The organism is Xanthomarina gelatinilytica (assembly GCF_000348685.1).
GTDB classification, from domain to species: domain Bacteria; phylum Bacteroidota; class Bacteroidia; order Flavobacteriales; family Flavobacteriaceae; genus Xanthomarina; species Xanthomarina gelatinilytica.
Genome location: NZ_ANLA01000021.1, coordinates 17,240 through 41,504, shown reverse-complemented (window position 1 = coordinate 41,504; position 24,265 = coordinate 17,240). Strand labels below are relative to the sequence as shown.

The following is a 24,265-nucleotide window of genomic DNA, read 5'->3' as shown; positions in this document are numbered from 1 at the left end:
TTACAACCACTTTTTTCTTTTAAAATAGTAAAGCATGCCCAGGAAAATGACAATCATAATGCCCCAAAGAATCACATAGCCATACCTGAAGTGTAATTCTGGCATGTGGTCGAAATTCATGCCATAAATGCCAGCGATAAAGGTTAAGGGAATAAAGATGGTTGCAATAATGGTCAGTACTTTCATGACTTCGTTCATTTTATTGCTGATGCTTGTCATGTACATGTCCATTAAACTCCATACCATTTCCCTGTAAATATCAATGGAATCGGACAATTGAATGACATGGTCGTAAATATCCCGATAATATTGTATGGTATTGGGTTGTATTAGTGCATGTTCGTTTTTTTCAATGCGACTGATGATTTCACGAATGGGGAAGATGGCACGACGTATTTTTAAAACTTCTTTTTTAAGGTTTAAAATTTGTTTACTTAAATCTTTCTTCAATTCGCCATTAAACAAAATTTCTTCTAAATCTTCAATTTTATTGCCCATGGTTTCGCTTACTATGTAGTAATGGTCCACGATGGCATCTATTAATGCATATAGTAAATAATCGGCTCCAAGGGTTCTTATTCTACCATTTGCCAAACGAAGACGTTCTCTTACATTATCAAACACATCACCTTCAATTTCTTGGAAAGACAAGACGTAATTTTCTCCTAAAACCAAACTAATTTGTTCAATTTTAATGTCTTCGTTTTCATCATAATAAAGCATTTTTAAGATGACAAAAATATAATCGTCATAAACATCAATTTTTGGTCTTTGTGAGGTATTGGCAATGTCTGCCATGATCAATGGATGCAGGTTGTAGTGTTTTCCTATTTTTTCAATATCCTGAATGTGGTTAAGACCGTTAATGTTAATCCAGGTATTGGAATTGGTGTGTTTAAAATTAAAAGCTTCTTCAACCGATTTTAGTTCGGATTCTTTTACAAAGTCTATGGCATAGTCAAACACATCTATAAATAATTTTTCAGTAGGGTTTTCTCCAGTGTAAACTATAGAACCTGGGGATTGTTTGATGTGTTTTTTGTATTTATTGGTTCTTTTCTTTGCCATAAGGTATAAATAATACTATAAATATATGGAATATTTAAATAGCATCAACCCCTTCGTCTATGGCATCTTTTTTAACCAAAGTCACTGCTTTTTGAAGCATTAAATTGTTAGGATAGGTAACCAGGTCGCCATTGTCCAGACGTAAATGAAGTTGAAACGCCCTAATATCCTCAATGATGCCTTCTATAGGAAAATCCTTGTCATGAATCTGGATTTTATCGCCTACCTTATAAGGAAATGAAAAGAACATAATAACACCAGAGGTGATGTTACTTAAAATAGACCAAATAGCAAAAAGGGCAATTCCAATTACGGCAAACACCGAAGAAAATACCAGAGCCAAATCTTTCAATTGGGCACCAAAAATAAAGGTTTCAATTAAAAGGGCCAACAGGATTAAGGTTACAGTGGCATAACGGCTAATTAAGTGAATGCGTGCATCGTTTATACCTGTTTTCTTTCCTAGTTTATAGATTAATTTTTTAGAAATGGACCTAATGATTATCAAGAAAACAATGATAAATAGACTAGCTATAAGTTCTGTTTGGTATGTTTGAAAAAAAGTCATTTTTTTTAAACTCAATTGTGAATTGCAAAGATATAATAGAAATAGGAATTACAGGGCTTCTTAAGGTTTCTTTAAGAAGAAATAAGTGTTTGCAAGGTTTTATAAACCAAGTGGGTTGGTAAGCCTACTACGTTAAAATAGGAGCCTTCTATTTTTATGATTCCAATTTGCCCTATCCACTCTTGAATGCCATAAGCTCCGGCTTTATCATAAGGTTTGCAGGTTTTTAGATAATAATGGATTTCGTTGTCTTCCAATTTTTTAAAAGTAACTTTAGTAATAGCATGTACCGTTTTCTGGATGTTTGTGGTTGTAAAACATACAGAGGTAATAACTTCGTGAGTGGTATGGCTTAAGGACTTTATCATGTTAAAAGCGTCCTGCTCATTTTTTGGTTTTCCTAAGGCTTGTTGGTTGTGCCAAACAATGGTATCACTTGTAATCAAAATATCATTTTCCTTTAATTCCTTTAGAAAAGCAAGGGCTTTTAGTTGAGCCAGGTAGTCGCTAATTTCAAAATGTTTCAATCGTGAAGGAAATTCTTCTGGTATGGGTTTTAACCTTACTTCAAAATCCAAGCCCAATTCCTTAAAAAACTGTTGCCTTCTAGGGGAACCTGAAGCGAGAATTAGGTGGTGGTTTTTTAGTTTTTCTTTTAGCATTATCCCAGTAAAACAAATTGATAAAGTGCCAATGAGAGCATACCAATTAACATCACCAATTTAAGCAAACTACTAATAAAACGAAGTTCTTTTTTGGTTTCGGCCGTATAGGACTTGATGCTGATATAAATTAATGGTCCTATTATAAAGGCCAGAAAATATCCGACCACCAATAACTGGGAATACAAGAATGTGATGATGTAATAAACAACACCAAACACAAGCAAAACCGATAGGATAAACACTACTTTTATGGCTCTGTTTCTTCCAAAGGCAATAGGCAAGGTGTTGAAACCAGCTTTATATTCCCCATCAATATCTTCTATGTCCTTTACAATTTCCCTTATGAAATTGATGATAAAAGCAAAGAAAGCATAGTCTAAAATTATTTTGAAAAAGGTGATTTGAGTTTCTTTGTTTTCAGGAGTCATGGTAGGCAGTAAGTCGAACAAACCAACAATAATAAGGCTTAAGGCCACCAATAAAGAAATCACTAAATTCCCAACCAATAGCAATTGTTTTAAGTAAGAGGCGTAAATATAGAGTAAGGCCGAAATGATAACAAACAAAGCAAAAAAACCATTTTTCCCAACCATATTGGATAAGTAAAAACCCAGTAAAACACCCACCACATTAAATACAATAAATAAGGTGTTGGCTGTTTTTTCTGAAATGCTTTTCCCAACAATCACTCTGTCGGGTCTGTTTACCTTGTCTATTTCAACATCATAAACATCATTAATGATGTAACCGGCTGCAGCCAAACACAGGGTTGCCAAGACCAAGATGGTAAACCCAAACAGGTTTAAGGTAATGCTTAAGTTGGTAGCTTCCAAAAACGGATCCAAAAGTGCATATTTTATTAAAAACTGAACCAACGCAATTAGGAGTAAGTTTTTATAGCGAATAAGGTTTAAGAATTTCAAAGTGTATGGTTTAAAATGGGTTAGTGTTTATAATGTTCAAGTTAAAATAACTATCTTTTGTATGGTTCCTGGTAATGTTTAATTTGAAAAAGTTATTAGGCTATTAAGAGGTTCTAAATAAATAATTCAACAATCAATAATTTCATTACAAATTTAAGAACAATTGATTTTAAATCCATTGAGGGATCTATGATTTTATTGGTTTTTTGTAAATAGACAGATTTTAATTGTAATTAGCATCAAAATTATCCAGCCATTTCCCTTGTACTTTTAGCACCTGTTCTATCACGTCCCTTACAGCACCTTTGCCTCCGTTTTTGTGGGATACGTATTTGGAAATGGCTTTAATTTCCGGAACAGCATCTTGTGGGCAACAAGGCAAGCCTACTAAATTCATTACTGGAAAATCAGGAAGGTCGTCTCCCATATACAGCACATTTTTTATGTTCAATTGATGTTTTTCCAGGTATTGGTTTAATTGGTCTATTTTGTTGTGGGCTCCAAGAAACACGTCTGTAATGCCTAAGCCTTCAAGTCTAAGTCGGACGCCTTCATTGGTGCCTCCGGAAATGATACAGACATGAAAGCCTTTGTTCACTGCTGTTTTTAAGGCATATCCATCTTTAATGTTCATGGTCCTGAGCATTTCTCCAGAGGTGGTGACAGTTATAGTGCCATCGGTTAACACACCATCTACATCAAAAATAAATGTGCTAATATGTTCTAAATATTCTTTATAGCTTTTATCTTCCATGGGTTTTTTTAATTGTATTGGTTAGAAGGTTGTAAATTGCTTTATGTTGTTCGTTCTTAAGTTGTTTTAGGTGTCTTTTAATTGTATTTTTATCGTTGCGTTTTGCAGGGCCTGTTTGAGCCATGTAAGGCGACATGGTTTGAACTTTTTGGGCTGTTTCAAGAATCAATGGTTTTAAAATATCGAATTCCACACCTTCCGATTCGGTAATTTCATGGGCCACACGATAGAGCTGATTTGTAAAATTATTTACAAACACAGCTGCTAAATGTAAGGCTTTTCTTTGGTCGCTGTTCACTCTATAATGAGGGCTCCCAAGCGCTACAGCCAAAGACTTTAATTGAGGGTAATCTTTTTTGCCAATGGTTTCTATGCAAATGGGTACCTGTTTGAAATCTACCTTCGCTTCTTTGGAAAAGGTTTGAAGAGGGTAAAACACAGCCCGTCTGTTTTTTTTGTCCAAATCGTAAATACCTACACTTCCGGAAGTATGCACCACCAAACGGTCTTTAAAAGGCAAAGCTTCAGAAACAGAAGAAATGGCATCATCACTAACAGCAATAATATAAATGTCTGCTTCTGCTAAACCATTTAAGTCAGCAACGATTTCAACTTTATTTTTAAAAGAACTTATTTTGTTTAAATCCCTGCTATACCATTGTTTCACTGAAACGGTTTTGGTTTTCGAGAAAGCCTTGAACAGATGGGTAGCAACGTTTCCTGCACCAATAATAGATACTGTAATCATGTGTCTAAAATAAGGATATTTATATATAAACTTTACGTTGTTTAAGTATTAATTTTTCAGTTTTTTCCAATTGTTTGACAGCTCTAATTACGGTTTCTACACGTAAACCTGTTAAATCGGATATTTGCTGACGTGTTAATTTTACTTCAAACAAACCTTCGGCATTTGCCGAATCCTTTAAGTGGTGCAACAAGGTTAAAATGCGATGTTCTGGTGGATGAATGGACAATTCCTTCATGATTTTTGCCTTGTAGAGCATTCGGTTGCAAAGTTGTTTGGTAAATTTTAAATGTATGTCTGGATGGGCTTTCAGTAAATTGATAAACACTTTTTTATCAAGTACGTATAATTCGCAATCTTCTATGCACATGGCACTGGCTGGATAAGCAAAAGACCCAAAAAGGGGAGGCTCACCAAACGATGTGTTTTTTTCAAAAAAGCCTTGGGTAAATTCTTTGCCATCTTCCGTGAGATTAAACATTTTAACCTTTCCCGATTTTAATTGATAGTAATATCGTGGGATTTCGGCTTCGTTAAAAATAATTTCATCTTTTGAAAAGGTTTTCAAAATAGGATGATAGGTTTCTAAAATAGCCGTTGGAATCATGTTTGTATGATTTGAATCATAAAAGAACAAAGATAAAATTTAGAATTTTGTATCGAGAATTTAAAACACTAAAAAAATGAATTTTTACCAAAAATCCCTAAACGACTTTAGGGAAAACTTTATCTTGTACATACCTCTCTCCATCATTTTGCAGAGTTGTATAGGCTCCATAGCAGCCATGTTTATTTTAATGAACAGTACAGCCGAGTCTTTCAATTTTATTCAATTAACTTTGTGTGTTGTTTTTTCCATGGGTTACAATGCGGTTATTTTTGCCCAATTGAAAAGCAAATTGATTTTTAATGCCTTAATTGCCACTTTATTGGTCAATATTGCATTGATTGTGATTAATGTCATTCAATTATCATAAACTATTTAAAATGACTAAAAAAGATATAGAAACACACGAAGATGTCCATTTATTGGTCTCAAGTTTTTATGCCAAGATTAGGAAGGATACCTTTTTAGGACCTTTTTTCAATCGGGTGATTACCGATTGGGAGGCTCATATAGATACCCTTACCACTTTTTGGGAAACCAGCTTGTTTACCACCAGAAAACTGGAACGTAAATATTACGGAAACCCTTTGGCCGTTCATGTAAAAGTAGATCAAGAGAACAACCAAAGCATTACACAGGAGCATTTTGGGAACTGGCTTAACCTATGGTTTGAAACCATTGACGAACATTTTGAAGGCGAATATGCCCTGAAGGCCAAACAAAAGGCAAGGAAAATGAGCACCTTTTTATATCTCAATATTTTTCAATCCAGACAATAAGACTTATAAAGTTTAGTCATTTTTAACACAACAAAATAAACTAAAAGGCTTAAATTTGCACGACCAAATTTAAGCGTCTCAATATCATGCAAAATAAAATCACTAAATTCTTATTTTCTACCAAATTAACTGCTGTTTTGTTTCTTGTATTTGCTGCTTCCATGGCTATAGGAACGTTTATGGATGCAGGACAGGACACTTCGCCAACGCCATACACCAGGAACCTAATTTACAACACTTGGTGGTTTGAAGCCATCATGCTCTTGTTTATGATTAATTTTATCGGTAACATTCCAAAATACAGGTTGTGGCGTAAAGAAAAATGGGCAACCTTAATTCTGCATTTGGCCTTTATTTTAATAATTCTGGGAGCAGGTATTACCAGATATATCAGCTTTGAAGGCATGATGGCCATTAGAGAAGGAGATACAGAGAATTCCATTTTATCACATAAAACCTATATTATTGCTTATATAGATGGAGATTATATGGTGAACGGCCAAGCCCAGCGAAAAGTAGTGGAGCAGGAAGTGGATTTTTCGCCTCGAATGGAAAATGAGTTTTATTATGAAACCGATTACAACAAGCAGGAGGTAAGCTTCGAGCTTGAAAAGTTTATTGGTGGCGCAGAAATGGATGTCGTTCCTGACGATACTGGTAAGGAGTACTTAAAAATAGTGGAAGCTGGTGGTGGAGCACCACACAATCATTTTTTGGAAGCAGGACAAGTGCAAAGCATACACAATATTTTGTTTTCCTTAAACAAAGAAGTGGAAGGAGCCGTTAACATTACCTCCAATGAAAATGGATTGACCATTCAATCGCCTTTTGAAGGGGAATATATGACCATGGCAACAGGAGCCACAGGAAAGTTGGAAAAAGACAGTATCCAGCCTTTAATTTTGCGTTCCCGATATGTTATAGGAAACATGCAAATGGTTTTCCCTAAACCTGTTATAAAAGGGTCTTTCGATCTGGTTAAGAAATCTGAAATGTTACGAGGAGATGAAAATGGTGTGGTGTTAAAGATTACATCCAACGGGGAAACCAAACGGGTAAACCTGTTGGGAGGTCAAGGATACAGCAAACCTTTTGAAAAAGTAACTGTGGGTGGATTGGACATAGCTGTAAAATATGGCTCTAAAATTATCGAGTTGCCTTTCAGCATAAAATTGAACGATTTTATAGCAGACAAGTATCCAGGAACTGAAAAAAGCTATTCGTCTTTTGCCAGTGAAGTAACTGTTTTGGATGAAGTCCATGGCGATTTTAATTACCGTATTTATATGAACCATATTTTGGATCATGGAGGTTACAGGTTTTTCCAATCTGGTTTCGATCCTGATGAAAAAGGAACCAAACTCTCTGTAAATCACGATTTTTATGGAACTTGGGTTACTTATATAGGATATTCTTTGTTGTACTTTGGCATGTTGGCCATTTTATTTGATAGGAAAACACGTTTTGCCGATTTAAAACGCATGCTCAATAAGGTTAAGGACAAGAAGGCAAAAGCATTGATGATGCTGTTTTTGTTCATTGGATTGCAAGGTTTTTCACAGGACCATTCTCAAAACGATGGTCATGCGCATAGCAATAGACCAACCAAACATCAAATAGACTCAATATTGGCAGCAAACATCACGCCTAAAGCGCATGCCGATAAGTTTGCCCATTTGGTGATACAGGATGTAGGAGGGAGAATGATGCCAATAAACACCTATGCATCTGAAATGCTTAGAAAATTAAGCAAACATGATACTTACGAAGATTTTGATGCCAATCAGGTATTTCTTTCCATACAGGAAAGTCCCTTATTGTGGTACAACGTGCCCATAATCTATTTAAAACCACAAAAAGCAGATTCCATACGTAGATTGATTGGTGTAGCAGAAAGTCAGAAATATGTTGCTTTGGTAGACTTTTTTACAGAAAATGGGGCTTATAAACTGGCTCCATATCTGGAAGAAGCATACAAAGCACAGATACCAAATGGGTTTCAAAAAGAATTTAAGGAAACAGACCAACGTGTAAATCTGTTATACAATACCATTGAAGGTTATGCTTTAAGAATTTTCCCTATTCCTGATGATGAGAACAATAAATGGATCTCTTCGGTTGAATATAGACGGGATGGATATAGAGACAAAATCAATGACTCCCTATATGGCAACTTTATAAATAATGGTTTTAGTGCCTACTTAATGACTTTAAACGCTGCAAAACAATCAGGGGATTTTGCCAAAGCTGAAGAGTTGCTGGGGTCTTTCAAAAAAACACAACATAAATTTGGCAGCAGCGTCATGCTTTCAGACAAAAAGATTCAGGCCGAATTGAACTATAACAAATACGATATTTTTAAAAGACTCTATAGTTTGTACATGTATGCTTCAGCAATTATGTTCCTACTTATCATTTTCCAAATTTTTAAGGAAAGAAGCAAAGCATTAAAAATATCCATAAATGTGTTTAAGGTGATTATTTGGGTGTTTTTTGGATTGCATACCTTAGGCTTAATAGTAAGATGGTATATTTCTGGTCATGCACCTTGGAGTGATGCCTACGAATCCATGATTTACGTAGCTTGGGCTACCATGTTATTTGGGTTGATATTTGGAAGAAAAAGTGATTTAACCATAGCTGCAACGGCTTTTGTAACCTCCATGATTTTAATGGTGGCTCATTGGAACTGGATGGATCCTTCCATAGCCAATTTGCAACCTGTATTGGATAGTTATTGGTTAATGATTCACGTGGCTGTTATTGTGGCCAGTTATGGGCCTTTTACCTTGGGAATGATCTTGGGAGTGGTCTCTTTACTGCTTATGATTTTTACCACCAAGGAAAATAAAAGTAAGATGCTTCTCAACATCCAAGAGCTGACCCTAATCAACGAAATGGCATTAACGGTTGGTTTGGTATTGCTTACCATAGGAAACTTTTTAGGAGGTATGTGGGCAAACGAAAGTTGGGGAAGATATTGGGGTTGGGATCCAAAGGAAACTTGGGCCTTGATCAGCATCATGATTTATGCCTTTGTCATTCATATGAGATTGGTACCTGGATTGCGTGGTCGTTTTACCTTTAATTTAGCTTCCATAGTCGCTTTTTCAAGCATTATGATGACTTATTTTGGAGTTAATTTTTATCTGGCAGGATTGCATAGCTATGCCAGTGGCGACCAAATTGTAAGTGTGAAATTTATAGCCATAGCCTTTGGAATTGTTGCCGTATTAGGCTTATTGGCTTACAGAAAATATGCCAAGTTTTACAAAAAGTAAGCTAAGCATGTTATAAAGAAAAAAGGCTGCCCATGGCAGCCTTCTTGGTTTTATGTTAATAAAAAATGTATTAAAGCTTTATAGGGTTTTTATCTAAATTCAACTCATCCAACATGTCTTGGGTAAATTTGTAATGTCCACGACGTGTGATAATTTTAAATCTATGGTCTTTCATTCTGGTCAATACATCCAGAAAGCGCCATTTGGATTTTAATAGCTTTGGTTTTTCAGATTTTAAACTTATTTCAAAATAATGTTTCCTACCACCTTTTTCAGCCACTATGTCTGGAGTAATAGTAATATCGCTACCTTTTTTAAGGTAGGATTTTGGTGTCTCATAACCATCAACATCCGCTTTAATGTTGTCGAATCCTAGGTTCTCTAAATACGTTAAAGATTCTTTTAAAAATACTTCGTTTTCTAATTTGTCCTGTGCTATCATGCTATAAAGATAAGAATTTTAAATGGAACTTTTGGTTAAGAACCTGTTAAACCTGTTTTTGTTTGTTCATTTTCAGTAGGTTATAGGGGTTATGCTTGTTTTTATATAACATGAGCAATATCAATTAGTTTTAATAGTTAAACATTAAATTTGTAAAATTGTACCTTATACCAACCAAAAGATGATAGAACATTTAAAAGATAATTATGGTTATTTGTTTGAAGACGCGCTGCTTCAAGAGATTAATCAAGTGGGTGTTTTTAAAGAAATTCCTGAAGGCAACAAGTTAATAGAAATTGGGGATTATATTAAATCCATGCCTTTATTGATTAGTGGTGCAGTAAAAATATTAAGGGAAGATGACCAAGGCGATGAGCTGGTGTTGTATTTTATAGAAAGAGGCGATACCTGTGCCATGACTTTATCCTGTTGTATGGGACAAAAGAAAAGCGAAATTAGGGCCATAGCCGAAACAGACACCACCTTGATCATGATTCCTGTGGAACACATGAGTTTATGGATGGGGAAATACAAAAGCTGGCAAAACTTCATCCTGCAAAGTTATCACGAACGCATGTCGGAATTGCTTGAAGCCATAGATACCATTGCTTTTTTAAAAATGGACGAACGTATTTTAAAATATCTTAGGGACAAAGCCATGGTTAACCATAGCGAAGAAATCTCGGCAACCCATCAACAAATAGCAAACGATTTGCATACCTCTAGAGTGGTGGTGTCCAGAATCCTAAAAGCTTTGGAAAACAACCATCAAATAAAAATTAATAGAAATAGAATTACTTTGTTGGACCTTTAAAAAGCTAATTGTAAATTTTCAATATGGATTTACATACCATTTTTGGATATCTGGGAGCATTGGTAATAGGTGTGGTACTGGGATTGATAGGAGGCGGAGGTTCCATTCTTACTGTTCCGGTATTGGTGTATCTACTTTCCGTTAATCCGGTGACAGCAACTGCCTATTCACTTTTTACAGTCGGTTTTACCACTTTAATTGGCGCTGTACAAAACATAAAAAAAGGATTGGTGGATTTTAAAACAGCTTTTGTGTTTGCAACTCCAGCTTTTATAGCAGTATATGCAACCAGAAAGTATTTAGTCCCAGCCATTCCACAGCACATTGGGACAGTTTACGGTTTTGTAATCACAAAGGACATGGCCATCATGATGTTTTTTGCCATTATTATGTTATTGGCTTCCATTTCCATGATTCGTAATAACCAAAAGATATCCTTGGAAGGCAATAAGGTGTCTTATAATTATCCTTTAATTGTTGCCGAAGGGATTGTTGTTGGTGTTTTAACTGGCATTGTTGGCGCAGGAGGAGGATTTTTAATCATTCCTGCCTTGGTGTTATTGGCCAAACTTCCCATGAAAAAAGCAGTGGCAACATCCTTATTGATTATAGCCATTAAATCATTAATAGGATTTATAGGCGATATAGAAAATTTAAAAATAAATTGGTTATTTTTATTGGCTTTTACAGCGGTTTCAGTAGTAGGAATTTTTATAGGAACCTATCTTTCAAATTTTATTGATGGGAAGAAATTAAAAAAAAGCTTCGGGTGGTTTGTTTTAATTATGGGATGTTATATTATTTACAAAGAACTTACCCATTAACAATAAATTGTAACAATTGTTACTACTAAAAAAGAATAACATGCCTATTTTTGTAACCTAATTCCAAATAAAAGTAAAGCTTAAGAGCTGTATTTTTAAAACGAACATATAAAATACCAACACATGAAGATAGAACAAATTTATACAGGTTGTTTGGCACATGCAGCCTATTATATAGAAAACAATGGAGAAGCAGCAATTATAGATCCTTTAAGAGAAGTACAACCTTATATAAAAAGGGCCAAATTGGACGATGCAAAAATCAAATATATTTTTGAAACCCATTTTCATGCCGATTTTGTGAGTGGTCATTTGGATTTAAAAAAGAAAACTGGAGCAGATATAGTATTTGGACCAACTGCAGAACCTTCTTATGAGGTGATTATTGCCGAAGATGGACAAATATTTCAAGTTGGGGAGTATCAAATTAAAGCCATACATACTCCAGGACACACCATGGAAAGTACTACCTATTTGTTGATAGATGAAAATGGAAAAGAACACGGCATCGTAACTGGAGACACTTTGTTTATAGGTGATGTGGGAAGACCGGATTTGGCGCAGAAAATAGCATCCGATTTAACCCAAGAAAAACTGGCAGGTTATCTGTTCGATTCGCTACGAAATAAAATCATGCCATTAAGCGACGATCTTATTGTATATCCCAATCATGGAGCAGGTTCTGCCTGTGGAAAAAACATGAGCAAGGAAACTACCGACACTTTAGGTCACCAAAAGCAAGTAAATTATGCCCTGAGGGCAGATATGACCAAAGAAGAATTTATAGCAGAATTATTGGATGGTTTAAGTGCACCTCCAGGGTACTTTCCTCAAAATGTAATGATGAACATTCAAGGGTATGAAAGTTTTGATCAGGTCATGGAAAAATCGCATAAGCCCTTAACACCTAAAGAGTTTGAAGCAGCTGCCAACGAAACCGAAGCAGTTGTTTTGGATGTGCGCCATCAAAACGATTTTGTTAAAGGACACATACCACGTTCCATTTTTATTGGAATTGATGGAGGTTTTGCTCCTTGGGTTGGCGCTTTAATTGTAGATGTTAAACAACCCATTTTAATTGTAGCTCCTAAAGGGAGGGAAGAAGAAGTCATTACCAGACTCTCTAGGGTTGGTTTTGATCATGTTGTTGGATATTTGGACGGCAGTTTTGAAGCTTGGAAAAAGGAAGGTTTGGAATACGATACCATTTCAGCCATTTCTGCTGAAGAATTTAAAAACAGATACGAAGACATTAAAGACGTTATTTTTGATGTGAGAAAAGAAGGTGAGTACATAGCAGAACATATTGAAAATGCTCATTTTACACCATTGGATTTCTTAAATGACTATTTATCGGAGTTTCCAGACAACGAAACCTTTTATTTACATTGTGCAGGAGGTTACAGGTCTGTGATAGCAGCTTCCATTTTAAAAAGTAGGGGAATCCATAATTTGGTGGATGTTGCCGGTGGATTTTCAGATATTAAAACCTGTGGTGTTCCAACCACAAACTATGTTTGTCCTTCCACTTTAAAATAAACTTGATTTTTTATAATAAATAATTGTGAAGAGCGACCAACGGTCGCTCTTTTTTATGTAACTTATGTTACTGATGGGTTAGGTATAAACGCTTAAATTTATACTTCCAAATAAAACCAAAAATCAACATGAAAAAAAGGCTTATTTTATTTTTTGTAATGCTCTTGGCCATAACGGTTCATGCGCAAGAAGCAGATAGTATTGCCTTGCTTTCCCCAGTAGAATTTAAAACCCAAATAGAACGTGGGTCTGTGCAACTTATTGATGTAAGAACCCCTGAAGAATTTCAAGAAGGCCATATAGTAGGGGCTTTAAACATCGATTTTTATTCTGAAGATTTTGAGAAAAAATTCCATAAGTTGGATAAAGAGCAACCTGTTTATTTGTATTGCCGAAGTGGGTATAGAAGCAACCAGTCTGCCATAAAATTAAAAGAAATGGGCTTTAAAGATGTCTACGATTTAGAAGGAGGCATTCTAAATTATAATCAAGAAGATTAATGAACCGAGCCTATGGTGAACACATTTTACCTTATTATAAAATAGAAAATAAAAATGAACCGAGCCTATGGCGAACACATTTTACCTTATTATAAAATAGAAAATAAAAATGAAAACATCAGTGATTGTTCAAAATCTAAAATGTGATGGTTGTGCCAATACCATAACACAAAAGTTATCTGAATTTAGGAATATTTCAGATGTGCATATCAACATAGAAGAAAGTAAAATTTCTTTCAATTACATTAAGGAAGAGGATGCTTTTCTGGTAAAAGAAACGCTGAAAAAAATTGGTTACCCTTCCATAGAAGATGAAAACTCACTGGTTTCAAAAACCAAATCCTTTATAAGTTGTGCCACAGGAAAATTTAGTTAAAACATGAGATATTTTGCCTTAATAATAACTGTCATGCTGTTTTTACAGAGTTGTAAAAACCACAACGAGCCCTATTTGGCCATAAAAAGCACTGCCAACCAGGAACATCCCGGGAAAAAACTCATGGAAACCAACTGTTATGTATGCCATAGTCCTACAGCATCCATGGACGATAGAATTGGTCCACCCATGATTGCCATTAAAAAGCATTATCTAACAGAAGGTATCAGCAAGGAACAATTTATAGCAGATATCCAAAATTGGATAAAAAATCCAAATGAAACAGATGCAAAAATGCTTGGGGCCGTTAAAAAATTTGGTATCATGCCAAAAACACCCTATCCAGAAGAAACCATTCATCAAATTGCCGATTATATGTATGATTATGAAATTGAACAACCAGAATGGTTTGAATCCCATTATAACGAAGAACGAGGCATGGGCAAAGGAAAAGGCATGGGTAAAGGAAAAGGTATGCAGCAAAAACAAACATCTGCTGAAGCCCAAGAATTGACTTTTGAAGAGAAAGGCTTGAAATATGCACTTGGAACCAAAGCCGAATTGGGCAAAAACCTTATGGGAACCATTCAGAAAAAAGGCACCTTGGCGGCTGTTGAGTTTTGTCATGTTAAAGCATACCCATTAACAGATAGCATGTCTGTAGTGTATCATGCCAACATCAAACGTGTTTCAGACAAACCAAGAAACCCAGGGAATCAGGCCAATACCAAAGAGTTACAACATATTGAAACCTTTAAAAAAGTGGTAGCTGCCAAAGAAGAGCCTCAACCTATTTTGGAAATGCATGAAGATATTGTAAACTTTTACTACCCAATCACGACTAACTCCATGTGCTTGCAGTGTCATGGAACCCCAAATAAGGAGTTGGATACAGAAGCGTATAAAACCATAAAAGCATTATATCCTAAAGATATGGCTATTGGTTATGGAGTAAACGAAGTAAGAGGTATATGGAGTATCACATTTAATAAAGAGTAAGATGAGTCAATTTTCAGAATTAATACATCAAGAGAACCCCGTACTTATAGATTTTTTTGCCGAATGGTGTGGCCCTTGCAAAATGATGTCTCCCATTTTAAAACAGGTAAAAGACAGTTTGGGGGATTCTGTGTCCATTTTAAAAGTAGATGTGGATAAGAATCAATCTTTAGCAGCAAAATATCAGGTTAGGGGTGTGCCCACCCTTATATTGTTCAAACAAGGGAAACAGTTATGGAGACAATCTGGAGTGGTACAAAAAGAGGAACTGATAAACATCATAAACAGTAATAAATAATAGTGAAGGGACCTATAAGGTTCTTAAGGTAAACTGACAGTTCTATGTCAGTGATTTTTGGTTGGTTGGAAAAGGCATGTTTATTTTTAAACATGCCTTTTTGTTTTAAAAATTAAAAAAGTATCTTGTTTTGCTGACCAAAGTCATATTTATTATTATTTTCATACAATACATTTGCTTTTAATATTAACAATTAAACTCCTCACTTATGATTTCTCAAAACCTAGCCTTGTATAATTGGAACAATGGTGTCATTATGATCGCTATTTTCGCTTTAGTTTGTATTACCTTAGTTGGCATATTGGTAAACTTTATGATGAGTGGAAAAAAGAAAGAAGACACAGACGAAGACCAATAAAACATCTTCTCCCGATTCACTACTTGAAGACTTTGGGGGTTTGTTTGGAATTATAAAGATAGAAAGCAATCAATTCCCTTTTAACCTCATCCACAAGTCGCTTAAAAGCTGTTTGGCATCTTCACGGTTTTTTTTGGTCTCTACAAAAGACACCTTACCACTATTGGTGGTTTTGATTTCATACTGAAAAGCAAAATTTTGTGAATTGGGTTTTAAACTCAATAGCCCAAATCGCAAATCGTTATAGTATAAACCGTTTTCTTTTTTTGTGATGGTAAACCATCCTTTAGAAACAGCAATCATGCGTTGTACCTTTTCATCTTGAATTAGTTCTCCAAGCAAGTCATGGTTTTTGGGATAGGAAACAAAGTGTATGGGTTTGGTGTCAAAAAAGGAATAATAACCAATTAAGTAGTTGTTTTTGGTTTCCACATTGGCAGACCACAAGATTGTATTGAATGGAGCAGGTTTTGTTTCAATTTCTGAATATTCTATGTGTTGGTCTTTCAAAGCCATTTCAAACTCATTAAATGCCATTCCTTTTAAAACGAAGGTTAATAGCAGGTAACTGCTGCTTATAATTATACCTACTTTATTATACAATCGTCTTTTGGGAGCATCGCGTTTTTGAAACATCGCCAATATTAAAAACAGCAAAAAAGGTAAGGTATAAAGAGGATCTATTACAAAAATGGATTTAAACGCCAATCTATATTCCAAAGGCCAAAACAATTGTGTTCCCCAAGTGGTGTGGGCATCTAAAATAGGATGTGTTAGAAACGCCCAAAAAAACAGCCAAGACCATGCTTTAAAATCCTTATAGCTTTCATATCTAGAAACAAGCCAACCAAAAATGGGAGCAAAGAAGACAGAAAAAAAGATGGAGTGTGTAAAACCTCTATGAATTTCCAAAGCAGTAACGGTATCCGTAACATAAGATGCCAAGATGTCCAAATCCGGAATGGTACCAGCAATGGCTCCATAAAGCATGGCTTTGTTGCCTACTTTTTTACCCAAAACTGCTTCTCCAACAGCAGCACCTAAAACTATTTGTGTTAATGAATCCATGTAATCCTTTTTTTAGAAAAGCTTTAAAGATTGTTTATTTTCTTCTTGTGTAACAAAAGTAACTGTACAACTTTAAATAGCTAACTATCTTTAATAAAAATTAAAGTCATGGCTAAAATAGTTGTTTTAGGTGCTGGAATTTCAGGACATGTTGCTGCATCACACTTACGAAGAAAGCTTTCTAGGGAACATGAGGTTTTGGTGGTCTCACCAAACAGTAATTACCAATGGATTCCTTCCAATATTTGGGTTGGTATAGGCAGAATGTCATCCAAGCAAATCCTATTTCCTTTAGAGCCACTCTATAAAAAGAAGCACATAGGATATAAGCAAGCCAAGGCTGTTACTTTTCATCCAGAAGGAGATAAAACTGAAGCCAAGCCCTATGTGTTGGTAGAATACGTTGTAGGTGATAAAAAAGGACAGCAAGAAAAGGTTACTTACGATTATTTAATAAATGGAACAGGACCAAAACTTAATTTTGAAGCGACTGAAGGATTAAACCCAGGAACCAATAAAACCTATTCTGTTTGTACATATACACACGCTGATCATGCTTGGGAAGGGTTACATGCGCTTATTCAAGAGATGAAGCAAGGCAAGAAAACCAAGATTCTCATAGGGACAGGACATGCCAAAGCCACTTGCCAAGGCGCAGCTTTTGAATATATCTTAAATGTGGAACAAGAATTACGCAGACATAAAGTTCGTGATATGGCTGAAATTACTTGGATTTCCAATGAATATCAATTAGGTGATTTCGGAATGGATGGTATGTTGTTAAGTTATGGTAGCATGACCATGAAATCCCATGAAATGATTGAAATGATTTTTGAAGACAGAGACATTAAATGGATCCTTGGCGCAGGTGTAAATAAAATTGAAGATGGTGTTGCGCATTACGAAAACCTGGAAGGTGAATACAAAACCGAAACCTATGACTTTGCGATGCTTATTCCATCCTTCTCAGGACACGGTTTTAAGGCGTTCGATAAAAATGAAAATGATATTACAGACAAGCTCTTTAAAGGCTTTATGATTGTGGATGCAGATTATACTCCAAAACCATACGAAGAATGGTCCGTTCAAGATTGGCCGGAAACCTATCAAAATCCTAGCTATAAAAACATATTTGCTCCAGGTATTGCTTTTGCTCCTCCACACAGCATATCCAAACCTAGAAAGAGTAAAAATGGTACAGATATAACTCCTGCACCACCAAGAACAGGTATGCCTTCTGGCATTACAGCAAAATTGGTAGCAGATAATATTATTGATACCATTAAAAATGGCAAAGAATCCTTACATCATAAAGGGTCCATGGGAAATATGGGAGCAGCTTGCATTGCTTCAGCTGGTTACGGATTAACAAGTGGAAGTGGTGTGAGTATTACAACCTATCCTATAGTTCCAGATTATCATAAATACCCTAAAACCCAAGGAAGGCAATTAGGAAAAACCTTTGGCGAAATAGGCTTGGCAGGACACTGGTTAAAACTGGCTTTGCACTATGCTTTTATTTATAAGGCAAAAATGCGTCCTTTTTGGTGGTTGATTCCGGAGTAAGTCTAGATTCAACTTTCAAGACATTCAAGGCTCGAAATATATTTTAACAAATTAAACAGACACAACATGACACAGCGTATCTCAAAATATCAACGATTTAAAATGATGAATCCCATACTTCAGTTTTTCAAGTTCATTTACTTAAGTATTAAAGTTTTGATTATTGTTGCAGGAGGTCATGGAGGCACAAGACAGGTAAACTGACAAGCTTCTTGTCAGTGATTTTTGGTTGGTTTGATAAGGCATTCTTTGTAAAAAGAGTGCCTTTCTTTACTTGGTAACCTATGTTACTGACCAAGACGTTTTATAAACCTAAATTTGCAGTAATAAACGTTAAGATACATGAAAAAACAAATATACCTTTTAAGCTTTATGTTGATTTCGGCTGTTGCTTACGCGCAACAATTGGTACCTATTACCAAAACCGAAGTGTTGGCTAGAGTTTCAGAAGAAAACAGGGCCATAAAAATTTCAGAACAGGAGTATTTAGAGGCCAAGGCAGATTTTAAGCAAACCAATGCAATATTTTTGCCCAATATAACAGCTTCCCATACAGGAATGGCAACAACCAATCCGTTAATGGCTTTTGGTTCTAAATTGAATCAGGAAATATTGACACCTTCAGATTTTAATCCCGATTTATTGAACAATCCAGGTCAGGTTGAGAATTTTGCAACCCGATTTGAAATTCAGCAACCCTTAATTAATATGGATGGTTTTTATCAACGTAAAGCTGCCAAATCCAAAATGGAGGCCCAAGCCTTGCAAATTGAAAGAACTTCAGATTATTATGCCTTTGAAGTGGAAAAAGCATATATGCAATTGCAATTGGCTTACAAAGGCGTGGATGTTTTGGAAAAAGCTTTGGAAACAGCCAATGAAAACAAAACCTTGGCAGAGAACAGCTTTAAACAAGGGTATTTGCAAAGAGCCGATGTGCTTTCTGTAGAGGTACGTGTCAATGAGGTGAAAAACCAATTACAAACTGCAAAAAGCAATATAGCCAATGCGTCCAACTATTTGTCCTTTTTAATGAGCGATACAAACAACGTTATTTACAAACCTTCTGATAGCTTGCAAATTGGCAATTTTGGTGTCATGAATTCTGAAGTTATTTCAGAAAATCGAGCAGATATCAAAGCTTTGCAACTGGCAACAAATGCCTACGAAACCATGAACAAAGCAGATAATATGTCTTTTTTACCAAGATTGAATGCTTTTGGAAGTTATGAATTGTACGACGACCAAATTTTTCAAGGCGATGCCAATGGCTACATTTTTGGAGCCCAATTAAGCTGGACCATTTTAGATGGTACCAAACGCTTTGGAAAGTCCCAAAAAAGTAAGGCAGAGTTCGAAAAATCCAAATTGCAATACGAGCAGTATGTGTCTCAAAACCAATTGGAACTGAACAAGGCAAAACGTATGTTAACTGATGCTGAAAATAGGTTGAATTTAACAAAGCTGGCTTTGGAGCAATCGGAAGAATCCCTACGGATTAGAACCAATAGATATGAAGAAGGTTTGGAAAAAACAACCGATTTGCTATTGGCAGAAACCCAATACGCCCAAAAGCAATTGGAATATTACCAAACCATATTTGAATACAATTACGCACAAGCTTATTTACAATTTTTAACTAAAGAATAATTATTAAGATGAAGAAATATATCTACTTATTAACATTAACTGCAACGTTTATATTTGTTACGAGCTGTGGCAGCGACGGTAAAAATTCAGTAACCGATAATTCGCCAGCCATAAGCGTACAAGTGAGTCAAGTGTCTGAAGCCAATAACAGTCCATTTTTGTCGGTTAGTGGAAAAATACAATCCGTAAACAGTGCCGATTTAAGCACCAGAATGATGGGTTATGTGACCAAGGTACCTGTAAATGTTGGGGATAAAGTGACTAAAGGACAATTGTTGGTGGCGATTAATAACACAGATTTACAAGCCAAAAAAGCGCAGGTTGAAGCGAGTATCACTGAAGCCACTGCAGCTTTTAACAATGCCCAAAAAGATTATAAGCGTTTTCAAAGCTTATTTGCAGATAAGAGTGCATCCCAAAAAGAATTGGATGATATCACTGCCCATTACGAAATGGCAAAAGCACGTTTGGAAGCAGCCAAACAAATGAAAAATGAAGTCAGCGCACAATTTGCTTACTCGAATATTACAGCGCCTTTTGCTGGTGTTGTAACTTCAAAAACAGTAAAAGAAGGCGATATGGCAAATCCAGGACAACCTTTAATATCTGTAGAAGCTCCAGGACATTTTGAAGTGATTGCCATGGTTCCAGAAACCGAAATTTCTGAAATAAAAACAGGTGAGTCTGTAGATGTTTCAGTAAAAGCCATTAACAGTACCTTAAAAGGAAAAGTAACCGAAGTCAGTACGTCGGCTAAACATACAGGTGGACAGTATTTGGTGAAAATAGCCTTGGATAAAACAGATGCCAATATTTTGTCAGGTATGTTCGTTTCCGTTCAATTTCCAGTTGAAAAGAAAGCAAAAACAGAAATGGTTCTTATTCCAACCGAAGCCCTTGTTACAAATGGTCAATTGTCTGGAGTATATACCGTAAGTCAGAGCAACACTGCTATTTTGCGTTGGTTGCGTTTGGGCAGAACCTATGGCGATCAAGTGGAGGTGTTATCAGGTTTATCAGCCGGTGAAACTTACATTGTGTCAGCAGAAGGAAAGCTTTACAATGGGGCTAAAATTTCAATTCAATAACTAAAAGTCGCGTTAAGGATAGAAACGGCATCCTTTTTACGTTAGTTCGAATGAATTTGCTGTGTAAGCAAATTTGTATCGAGAACAAGTAAAAAGATATAGTGGATAGCCTGTTAAAACGCCAAAAAATAAAAAACTCAAATGAAAGAAGGAATCGCAGGAAAAATCGCAAAAATCTTTATACAGTCCAAGCTTACCGTGCTTTTAATGATTGTATTTATGGTTGTTGGCGTGTATAGTTCGTTTTTAATTCCACGTGAAGAAGAACCACAAATCGATGTACCTATGGCAGACATTTTTGTGGGTTATCCAGGAGCCAGTCCTACCGAAGTGGAATCCCGTGTCATTAAACCTTTAGAGAAATTAATCTCGAATATTAAAGGTGTTGAGTATGTGTATTCTACCTCCATGAAGGAGCAAGGGATGGTGATTGTACAGTTTTATGTTGGGGAAGATATTGAGCGTTCGTTTGTAAAACTATACAACGAAATCAATAAACACATGGACCAAATGCCTCAAGGCGTCACATTTCCATTGGTAAAAACACGTGCTATTGACGATGTGCCTATGTTAGGTTTAACCCTTTGGAGTGAAAATTACGATGATTACCAATTGGGTCAAATGGCTTTGGAACTTGAAAGTGAAATCAAAAAAGTTACTGATGTGTCCATGACGCATAAAATTGGCGGTAGAAACCGTCAGTTACGTGTGGTTTTAGATAAAGACAAATTGGCGTCTGCTGGTTTGGATTTCCTTTCGGTTTCTGAAATGATTAAGGCCAACAATACCCAACTTAGCGCTGGAAGTTTTGATAAACACGATACGGAATTCCTTGTAACCACTGGTAAGTTTTTGGAATCGGCTACAGATGTGGAAAATTTAGTGGTAGGTGTACAACAAAACCAACCTATTTATTTAAAACAGGTTGCCACCATTCTGGATGGTCCAGAAGTGCCACAAAACTATGTGTCTTTGGGCTTTGGTCAAGCAAGTGATAAAGGACAAACTTTTCCATCGGATTATCCGGCAGTCACTATTTCTGTTGCCAAGAGAAAAGGAGCCGATGCCATGAAAATAGCAGATGTGATTATTGATAAGGTGGAACATTTGCGCAACAATTTAATTCCAGACGACGTTCATGTGGAAATAACCAGAAACTATGGCGAAACAGCGTCGCATAAAGTATCTGAATTGCTGTTGCACCTTATAGGTTCCATTATTGCCGTAACATTGGTCGTGATGTTGGCCATGGGTTGGAGAGGTGGATTGGTCGTGTTTTTATCGGTCCCAATTACCTTTGCCTTGACTCTGTTGAGTTATTATATGTTGGATTATACTTTGAACAGAATCACGCTTTTTGCCTTGGTTTTTGTAACCGGAATTGTGGTAGATGACTCGATTATCATTGCCGAAAATATGCATAGGCATTTTAAAATGAAACGCTTGCCATTTAAACAGGCGGCTTTATATGCCATCAATGAGGTTGGTAACCCAACCATCCTTGCCACATTTACTGTAATTGCTTCGGTTTTGCCTATGGCTTTTGTATCTGGTTTAATGGGCCCATATATGGCACCAATGCCAATTGGCGCATCCATAGCGATGATTTTATCATTGTTTGTAGCCTTGACCATTACACCATATTTGGGTTATATTTTCTTAAGGGAAAAAGATAAAAAAGGAAAGGTTGAAAAAGCTGAAAAACCAGTTGAAGACACCATTATTTATAAAATATACAACAAACTTGAAAGACCTTTGCTGGAAAACAAAACCAAGCGTTGGTTGTTTTTAGGAGGAACCTTTGCCCTTTTAATGGCAACAATGGTCTTGTTTTTTACCAAATCGGTAGCTGTAAAAATGTTGCCTTTTGATAATAAAAACGAATTTCAAGTGGTTATTGATATGCCAGAAGGAACCACTTTGGAACGTACAGGCGTTGTTGCTAAAGAAATCTCACAATATCTAGCCACACGCCCAGAAGTGGTAAATTACCAGAATTATATTGGCACGTCGGCTCCAATTACTTTTAATGGCTTGGTACGTCATTACGATTTACGTGGCGGAAGCAATATGGCAGACATTCAAGTGAATTTAGTGGACAAAGGCGAGCGTTCTGCGCAAAGCCATGATATTGCCAAGTTATTGCGTCCAGACATTCAAAGGATTGCTTCAAAATACAATGCCAATGTGAAATTGGTGGAAGTACCACCAGGACCTCCAGTATTGTCAACTATTGTTGCCGAGGTTTATGGACCGGATTACAAAACCCAAATGGCCATTGCAGACAGCATTCAAAGCATTCTTAGAAATACCGAAGATGTAGTGGATATTGATTGGATGGTTGAAGACGACCAAACCGAATATCAATTCGAAATCAATAAAGAAAAAGCCATGCTGTATGGTGTCGCACCACAGCAAATTGCTTATACCATGAACATGGCCTTGTCCAACAGGGCTGTAACCACCTTGTATGATGAAGATGCGTCCAATCAGGTTGGTTTGGTATTGGCTTTAGATGAAAAAGAAAAATCGACACTAACAGATATTTCGCAATTAAAGGTAAAGTCCAAACAAGGGAACATGGTTCCTATAGCAGATTTGATAACTATAAATGAAACCATTAGTGCTAAAAGTATCTATAGAAAAAACCAGAAGCGAGTGGTTTATGTGTTGGCAGATATGGCTGGTGACTTGGAAAGTCCTGCGTATGCTATTTTAGGAATGGAAGAAAAGTTAAAAGCCATCACCTTGCCTCAAGGCTATGAAATTAACGAAATGTATTTAGGGCAACCCGACTTTGAAGACGATTATACCGTAAAATGGGATGGCGAATGGCAAATTACTTTAGAAGTATTTAGGGATTTGGGCATTGCCTTTTTAGGAGCCATTATCTTGATTTATATTTTAATTGTAGGTTGGTTCCAAAACTTTAAAGCACCAGTGGTGATGATGGTTGCTATACCACTATCCTTAATCGGGATTATTTTGGGACACTGGATCATGGGAGCCTTCTTTACGGCAACCTCTTTTATAGGAATGATAGCCTTGGCAGGAATTATGGTAAGGAATTCGGTATTACTGATAGACTTTATCAATTTACGAACTGCTGAAGGAGTGCCATTAAAACAAGCAGCCATTGAAGCTGGAGCAGTACGTACAACACCTATTTTGTTAACGGCAGGAACAGTTGTTATTGGAGCTTTTGTGATTTTGTTTGATCCTATTTTCCAAGGTTTGGCCATCTCCTTAATGGGAGGAACCATCGTTTCAACGGTCTTTACATTATTGGTTGTACCATTGGTGTACTATATGATAGAAAAGAAGAATTATAAATAATCTGTCTGGTCGAA

At 36.1% G+C, this 24,265-nt stretch carries 25 protein-coding genes; 16 read left to right on the top strand and 9 right to left on the bottom strand.

The window, feature by feature from the left end; all coding sequences use genetic code 11:
* From corA to D778_RS12645, 7 genes are all read right to left on the bottom strand, one after another.
* Nucleotides 1–1,068 carry a magnesium/cobalt transporter CorA gene (gene corA, locus D778_RS12675; RefSeq protein WP_007651350.1) on the bottom strand — a complete coding sequence of 356 codons (1,068 nt, stop codon included), beginning with the start codon at nt 1,066–1,068 and terminating at the stop codon, nt 1–3.
* Between the two features lie 34 nt (nt 1,069–1,102).
* On the bottom strand, nt 1,103–1,636 hold the full coding sequence (locus D778_RS12670; RefSeq protein WP_007651349.1) for a mechanosensitive ion channel domain-containing protein: 534 nt from the start codon (nt 1,634–1,636) through the stop codon (nt 1,103–1,105).
* 71 nt (nt 1,637–1,707) lie between these two features.
* A complete protein-coding gene (locus tag D778_RS12665) occupies nt 1,708–2,298 on the bottom strand; it encodes a Maf family nucleotide pyrophosphatase (RefSeq protein ID WP_007651348.1) in 591 nt (196 codons plus the stop codon).
* A complete protein-coding gene (locus D778_RS12660; RefSeq protein WP_007651346.1) occupies nt 2,298–3,224 on the bottom strand; it encodes a geranylgeranylglycerol-phosphate geranylgeranyltransferase in 927 nt (308 codons plus the stop codon). The genes D778_RS12665 and D778_RS12660 overlap by 1 nt, the downstream gene beginning before the upstream one ends.
* Nucleotides 3,225–3,447: 223 nt before the next feature.
* Complete coding sequence (locus D778_RS12655; protein WP_007651340.1) at nt 3,448–3,978, bottom strand: KdsC family phosphatase; 531 nt, start codon at nt 3,976–3,978, stop codon at nt 3,448–3,450.
* Nucleotides 3,968–4,726 carry a Rossmann-like and DUF2520 domain-containing protein gene (locus tag D778_RS12650; protein WP_007651338.1) on the bottom strand — a complete coding sequence of 253 codons (759 nt, stop codon included), beginning with the start codon at nt 4,724–4,726 and terminating at the stop codon, nt 3,968–3,970. The genes D778_RS12655 and D778_RS12650 overlap by 11 nt, the downstream gene beginning before the upstream one ends.
* Nucleotides 4,727–4,745: 19 nt before the next feature.
* On the bottom strand, nt 4,746–5,333 hold the full coding sequence (locus D778_RS12645) for a Crp/Fnr family transcriptional regulator (RefSeq protein WP_007651337.1): 588 nt from the start codon (nt 5,331–5,333) through the stop codon (nt 4,746–4,748).
* Between the two features lie 76 nt (nt 5,334–5,409).
* Here D778_RS12645 and D778_RS12640 point away from each other — a divergent pair, with 76 nt between their 5' ends.
* From D778_RS12640 to D778_RS12630, 3 genes are all read left to right on the top strand, one after another.
* A complete protein-coding gene (locus D778_RS12640) occupies nt 5,410–5,703 on the top strand; it encodes a hypothetical protein (protein ID WP_007651336.1) in 294 nt (97 codons plus the stop codon).
* A gap of 10 nt (nt 5,704–5,713) precedes the next feature.
* A complete protein-coding gene (locus D778_RS12635) occupies nt 5,714–6,112 on the top strand; it encodes a group III truncated hemoglobin (RefSeq protein ID WP_007651335.1) in 399 nt (132 codons plus the stop codon).
* Between the two features lie 86 nt (nt 6,113–6,198).
* Complete coding sequence (locus D778_RS12630) at nt 6,199–9,393, top strand: cytochrome c biogenesis protein (protein WP_007651334.1); 3,195 nt, start codon at nt 6,199–6,201, stop codon at nt 9,391–9,393.
* Nucleotides 9,394–9,463: 70 nt separating this feature from the next.
* Here D778_RS12630 and D778_RS12625 read toward each other — a convergent pair whose 3' ends face one another.
* Entirely contained in the window at nt 9,464–9,835 is a 372-nt protein-coding gene (locus D778_RS12625; protein WP_007651333.1) for a hypothetical protein, read from the bottom strand.
* Nucleotides 9,836–10,016: 181 nt separating this feature from the next.
* Here D778_RS12625 and D778_RS12620 point away from each other — a divergent pair, with 181 nt between their 5' ends.
* From D778_RS12620 to D778_RS14710, 8 genes are all read left to right on the top strand, one after another.
* Complete coding sequence (locus tag D778_RS12620) at nt 10,017–10,649, top strand: Crp/Fnr family transcriptional regulator (protein ID WP_007651332.1); 633 nt, start codon at nt 10,017–10,019, stop codon at nt 10,647–10,649.
* A gap of 23 nt (nt 10,650–10,672) precedes the next feature.
* The gene (locus D778_RS12615) at nt 10,673–11,473 is read left to right on the top strand and encodes a sulfite exporter TauE/SafE family protein (protein WP_007651330.1); all 801 of its coding nucleotides are present in this window, start codon (nt 10,673–10,675) and stop codon (nt 11,471–11,473) included.
* A 123-nt stretch (nt 11,474–11,596) separates the two neighbouring features.
* Nucleotides 11,597–13,012, top strand: coding sequence for an MBL fold metallo-hydrolase (locus tag D778_RS12610; protein ID WP_007651328.1), 1,416 nt, complete (start codon nt 11,597–11,599; stop codon nt 13,010–13,012).
* A gap of 128 nt (nt 13,013–13,140) precedes the next feature.
* Nucleotides 13,141–13,512 (top strand): rhodanese-like domain-containing protein, encoded by a 372-nt coding sequence (locus D778_RS12605; RefSeq protein ID WP_007651326.1) that lies wholly within the window; start codon nt 13,141–13,143, stop codon nt 13,510–13,512.
* 109 nt (nt 13,513–13,621) lie between these two features.
* On the top strand, nt 13,622–13,888 hold the full coding sequence (locus D778_RS12600; RefSeq protein WP_007651324.1) for a heavy-metal-associated domain-containing protein: 267 nt from the start codon (nt 13,622–13,624) through the stop codon (nt 13,886–13,888).
* 3 nt (nt 13,889–13,891) lie between these two features.
* On the top strand, nt 13,892–14,887 hold the full coding sequence (locus D778_RS12595; RefSeq protein WP_040492463.1) for a Tll0287-like domain-containing protein: 996 nt from the start codon (nt 13,892–13,894) through the stop codon (nt 14,885–14,887).
* 1 nt (nt 14,888) lies between these two features.
* The gene (trxA, locus tag D778_RS12590; protein WP_007651319.1) at nt 14,889–15,185 is read left to right on the top strand and encodes a thioredoxin; all 297 of its coding nucleotides are present in this window, start codon (nt 14,889–14,891) and stop codon (nt 15,183–15,185) included.
* 208 nt (nt 15,186–15,393) lie between these two features.
* Complete coding sequence (locus tag D778_RS14710) at nt 15,394–15,543, top strand: hypothetical protein (protein ID WP_007651318.1); 150 nt, start codon at nt 15,394–15,396, stop codon at nt 15,541–15,543.
* A 69-nt stretch (nt 15,544–15,612) separates the two neighbouring features.
* Here the strand turns inward: D778_RS14710 and D778_RS12585 are convergent, their stop codons facing one another.
* Nucleotides 15,613–16,611: a metal-dependent hydrolase gene (locus D778_RS12585; RefSeq protein WP_007651317.1), complete on the bottom strand. Its 999-nt coding sequence runs from the start codon at nt 16,609–16,611 to the stop codon at nt 15,613–15,615.
* Between the two features lie 108 nt (nt 16,612–16,719).
* On the opposite strand from D778_RS12585, the gene D778_RS12580 reads away from it, so the two are divergent.
* The 5 genes from D778_RS12580 (at nt 16,720) to D778_RS12565 (ending at nt 24,251) form a co-directional block, all read left to right on the top strand.
* On the top strand, nt 16,720–18,177 hold the full coding sequence (locus D778_RS12580) for an NAD(P)/FAD-dependent oxidoreductase (protein WP_007651315.1): 1,458 nt from the start codon (nt 16,720–16,722) through the stop codon (nt 18,175–18,177).
* Nucleotides 18,178–18,243: 66 nt separating this feature from the next.
* On the top strand, nt 18,244–18,381 hold the full coding sequence (locus D778_RS14560; RefSeq protein WP_007651313.1) for a hypothetical protein: 138 nt from the start codon (nt 18,244–18,246) through the stop codon (nt 18,379–18,381).
* Nucleotides 18,382–18,519: 138 nt separating this feature from the next.
* Complete coding sequence (locus D778_RS12575) at nt 18,520–19,827, top strand: TolC family protein (protein ID WP_007651310.1); 1,308 nt, start codon at nt 18,520–18,522, stop codon at nt 19,825–19,827.
* An 8-nt stretch (nt 19,828–19,835) separates the two neighbouring features.
* Nucleotides 19,836–20,915, top strand: coding sequence for an efflux RND transporter periplasmic adaptor subunit (locus D778_RS12570; RefSeq protein WP_007651309.1), 1,080 nt, complete (start codon nt 19,836–19,838; stop codon nt 20,913–20,915).
* A gap of 141 nt (nt 20,916–21,056) precedes the next feature.
* Complete coding sequence (locus D778_RS12565) at nt 21,057–24,251, top strand: efflux RND transporter permease subunit (protein WP_007651304.1); 3,195 nt, start codon at nt 21,057–21,059, stop codon at nt 24,249–24,251.
* The last annotated feature ends 14 nt before the right edge of the window (nt 24,252–24,265 follow it).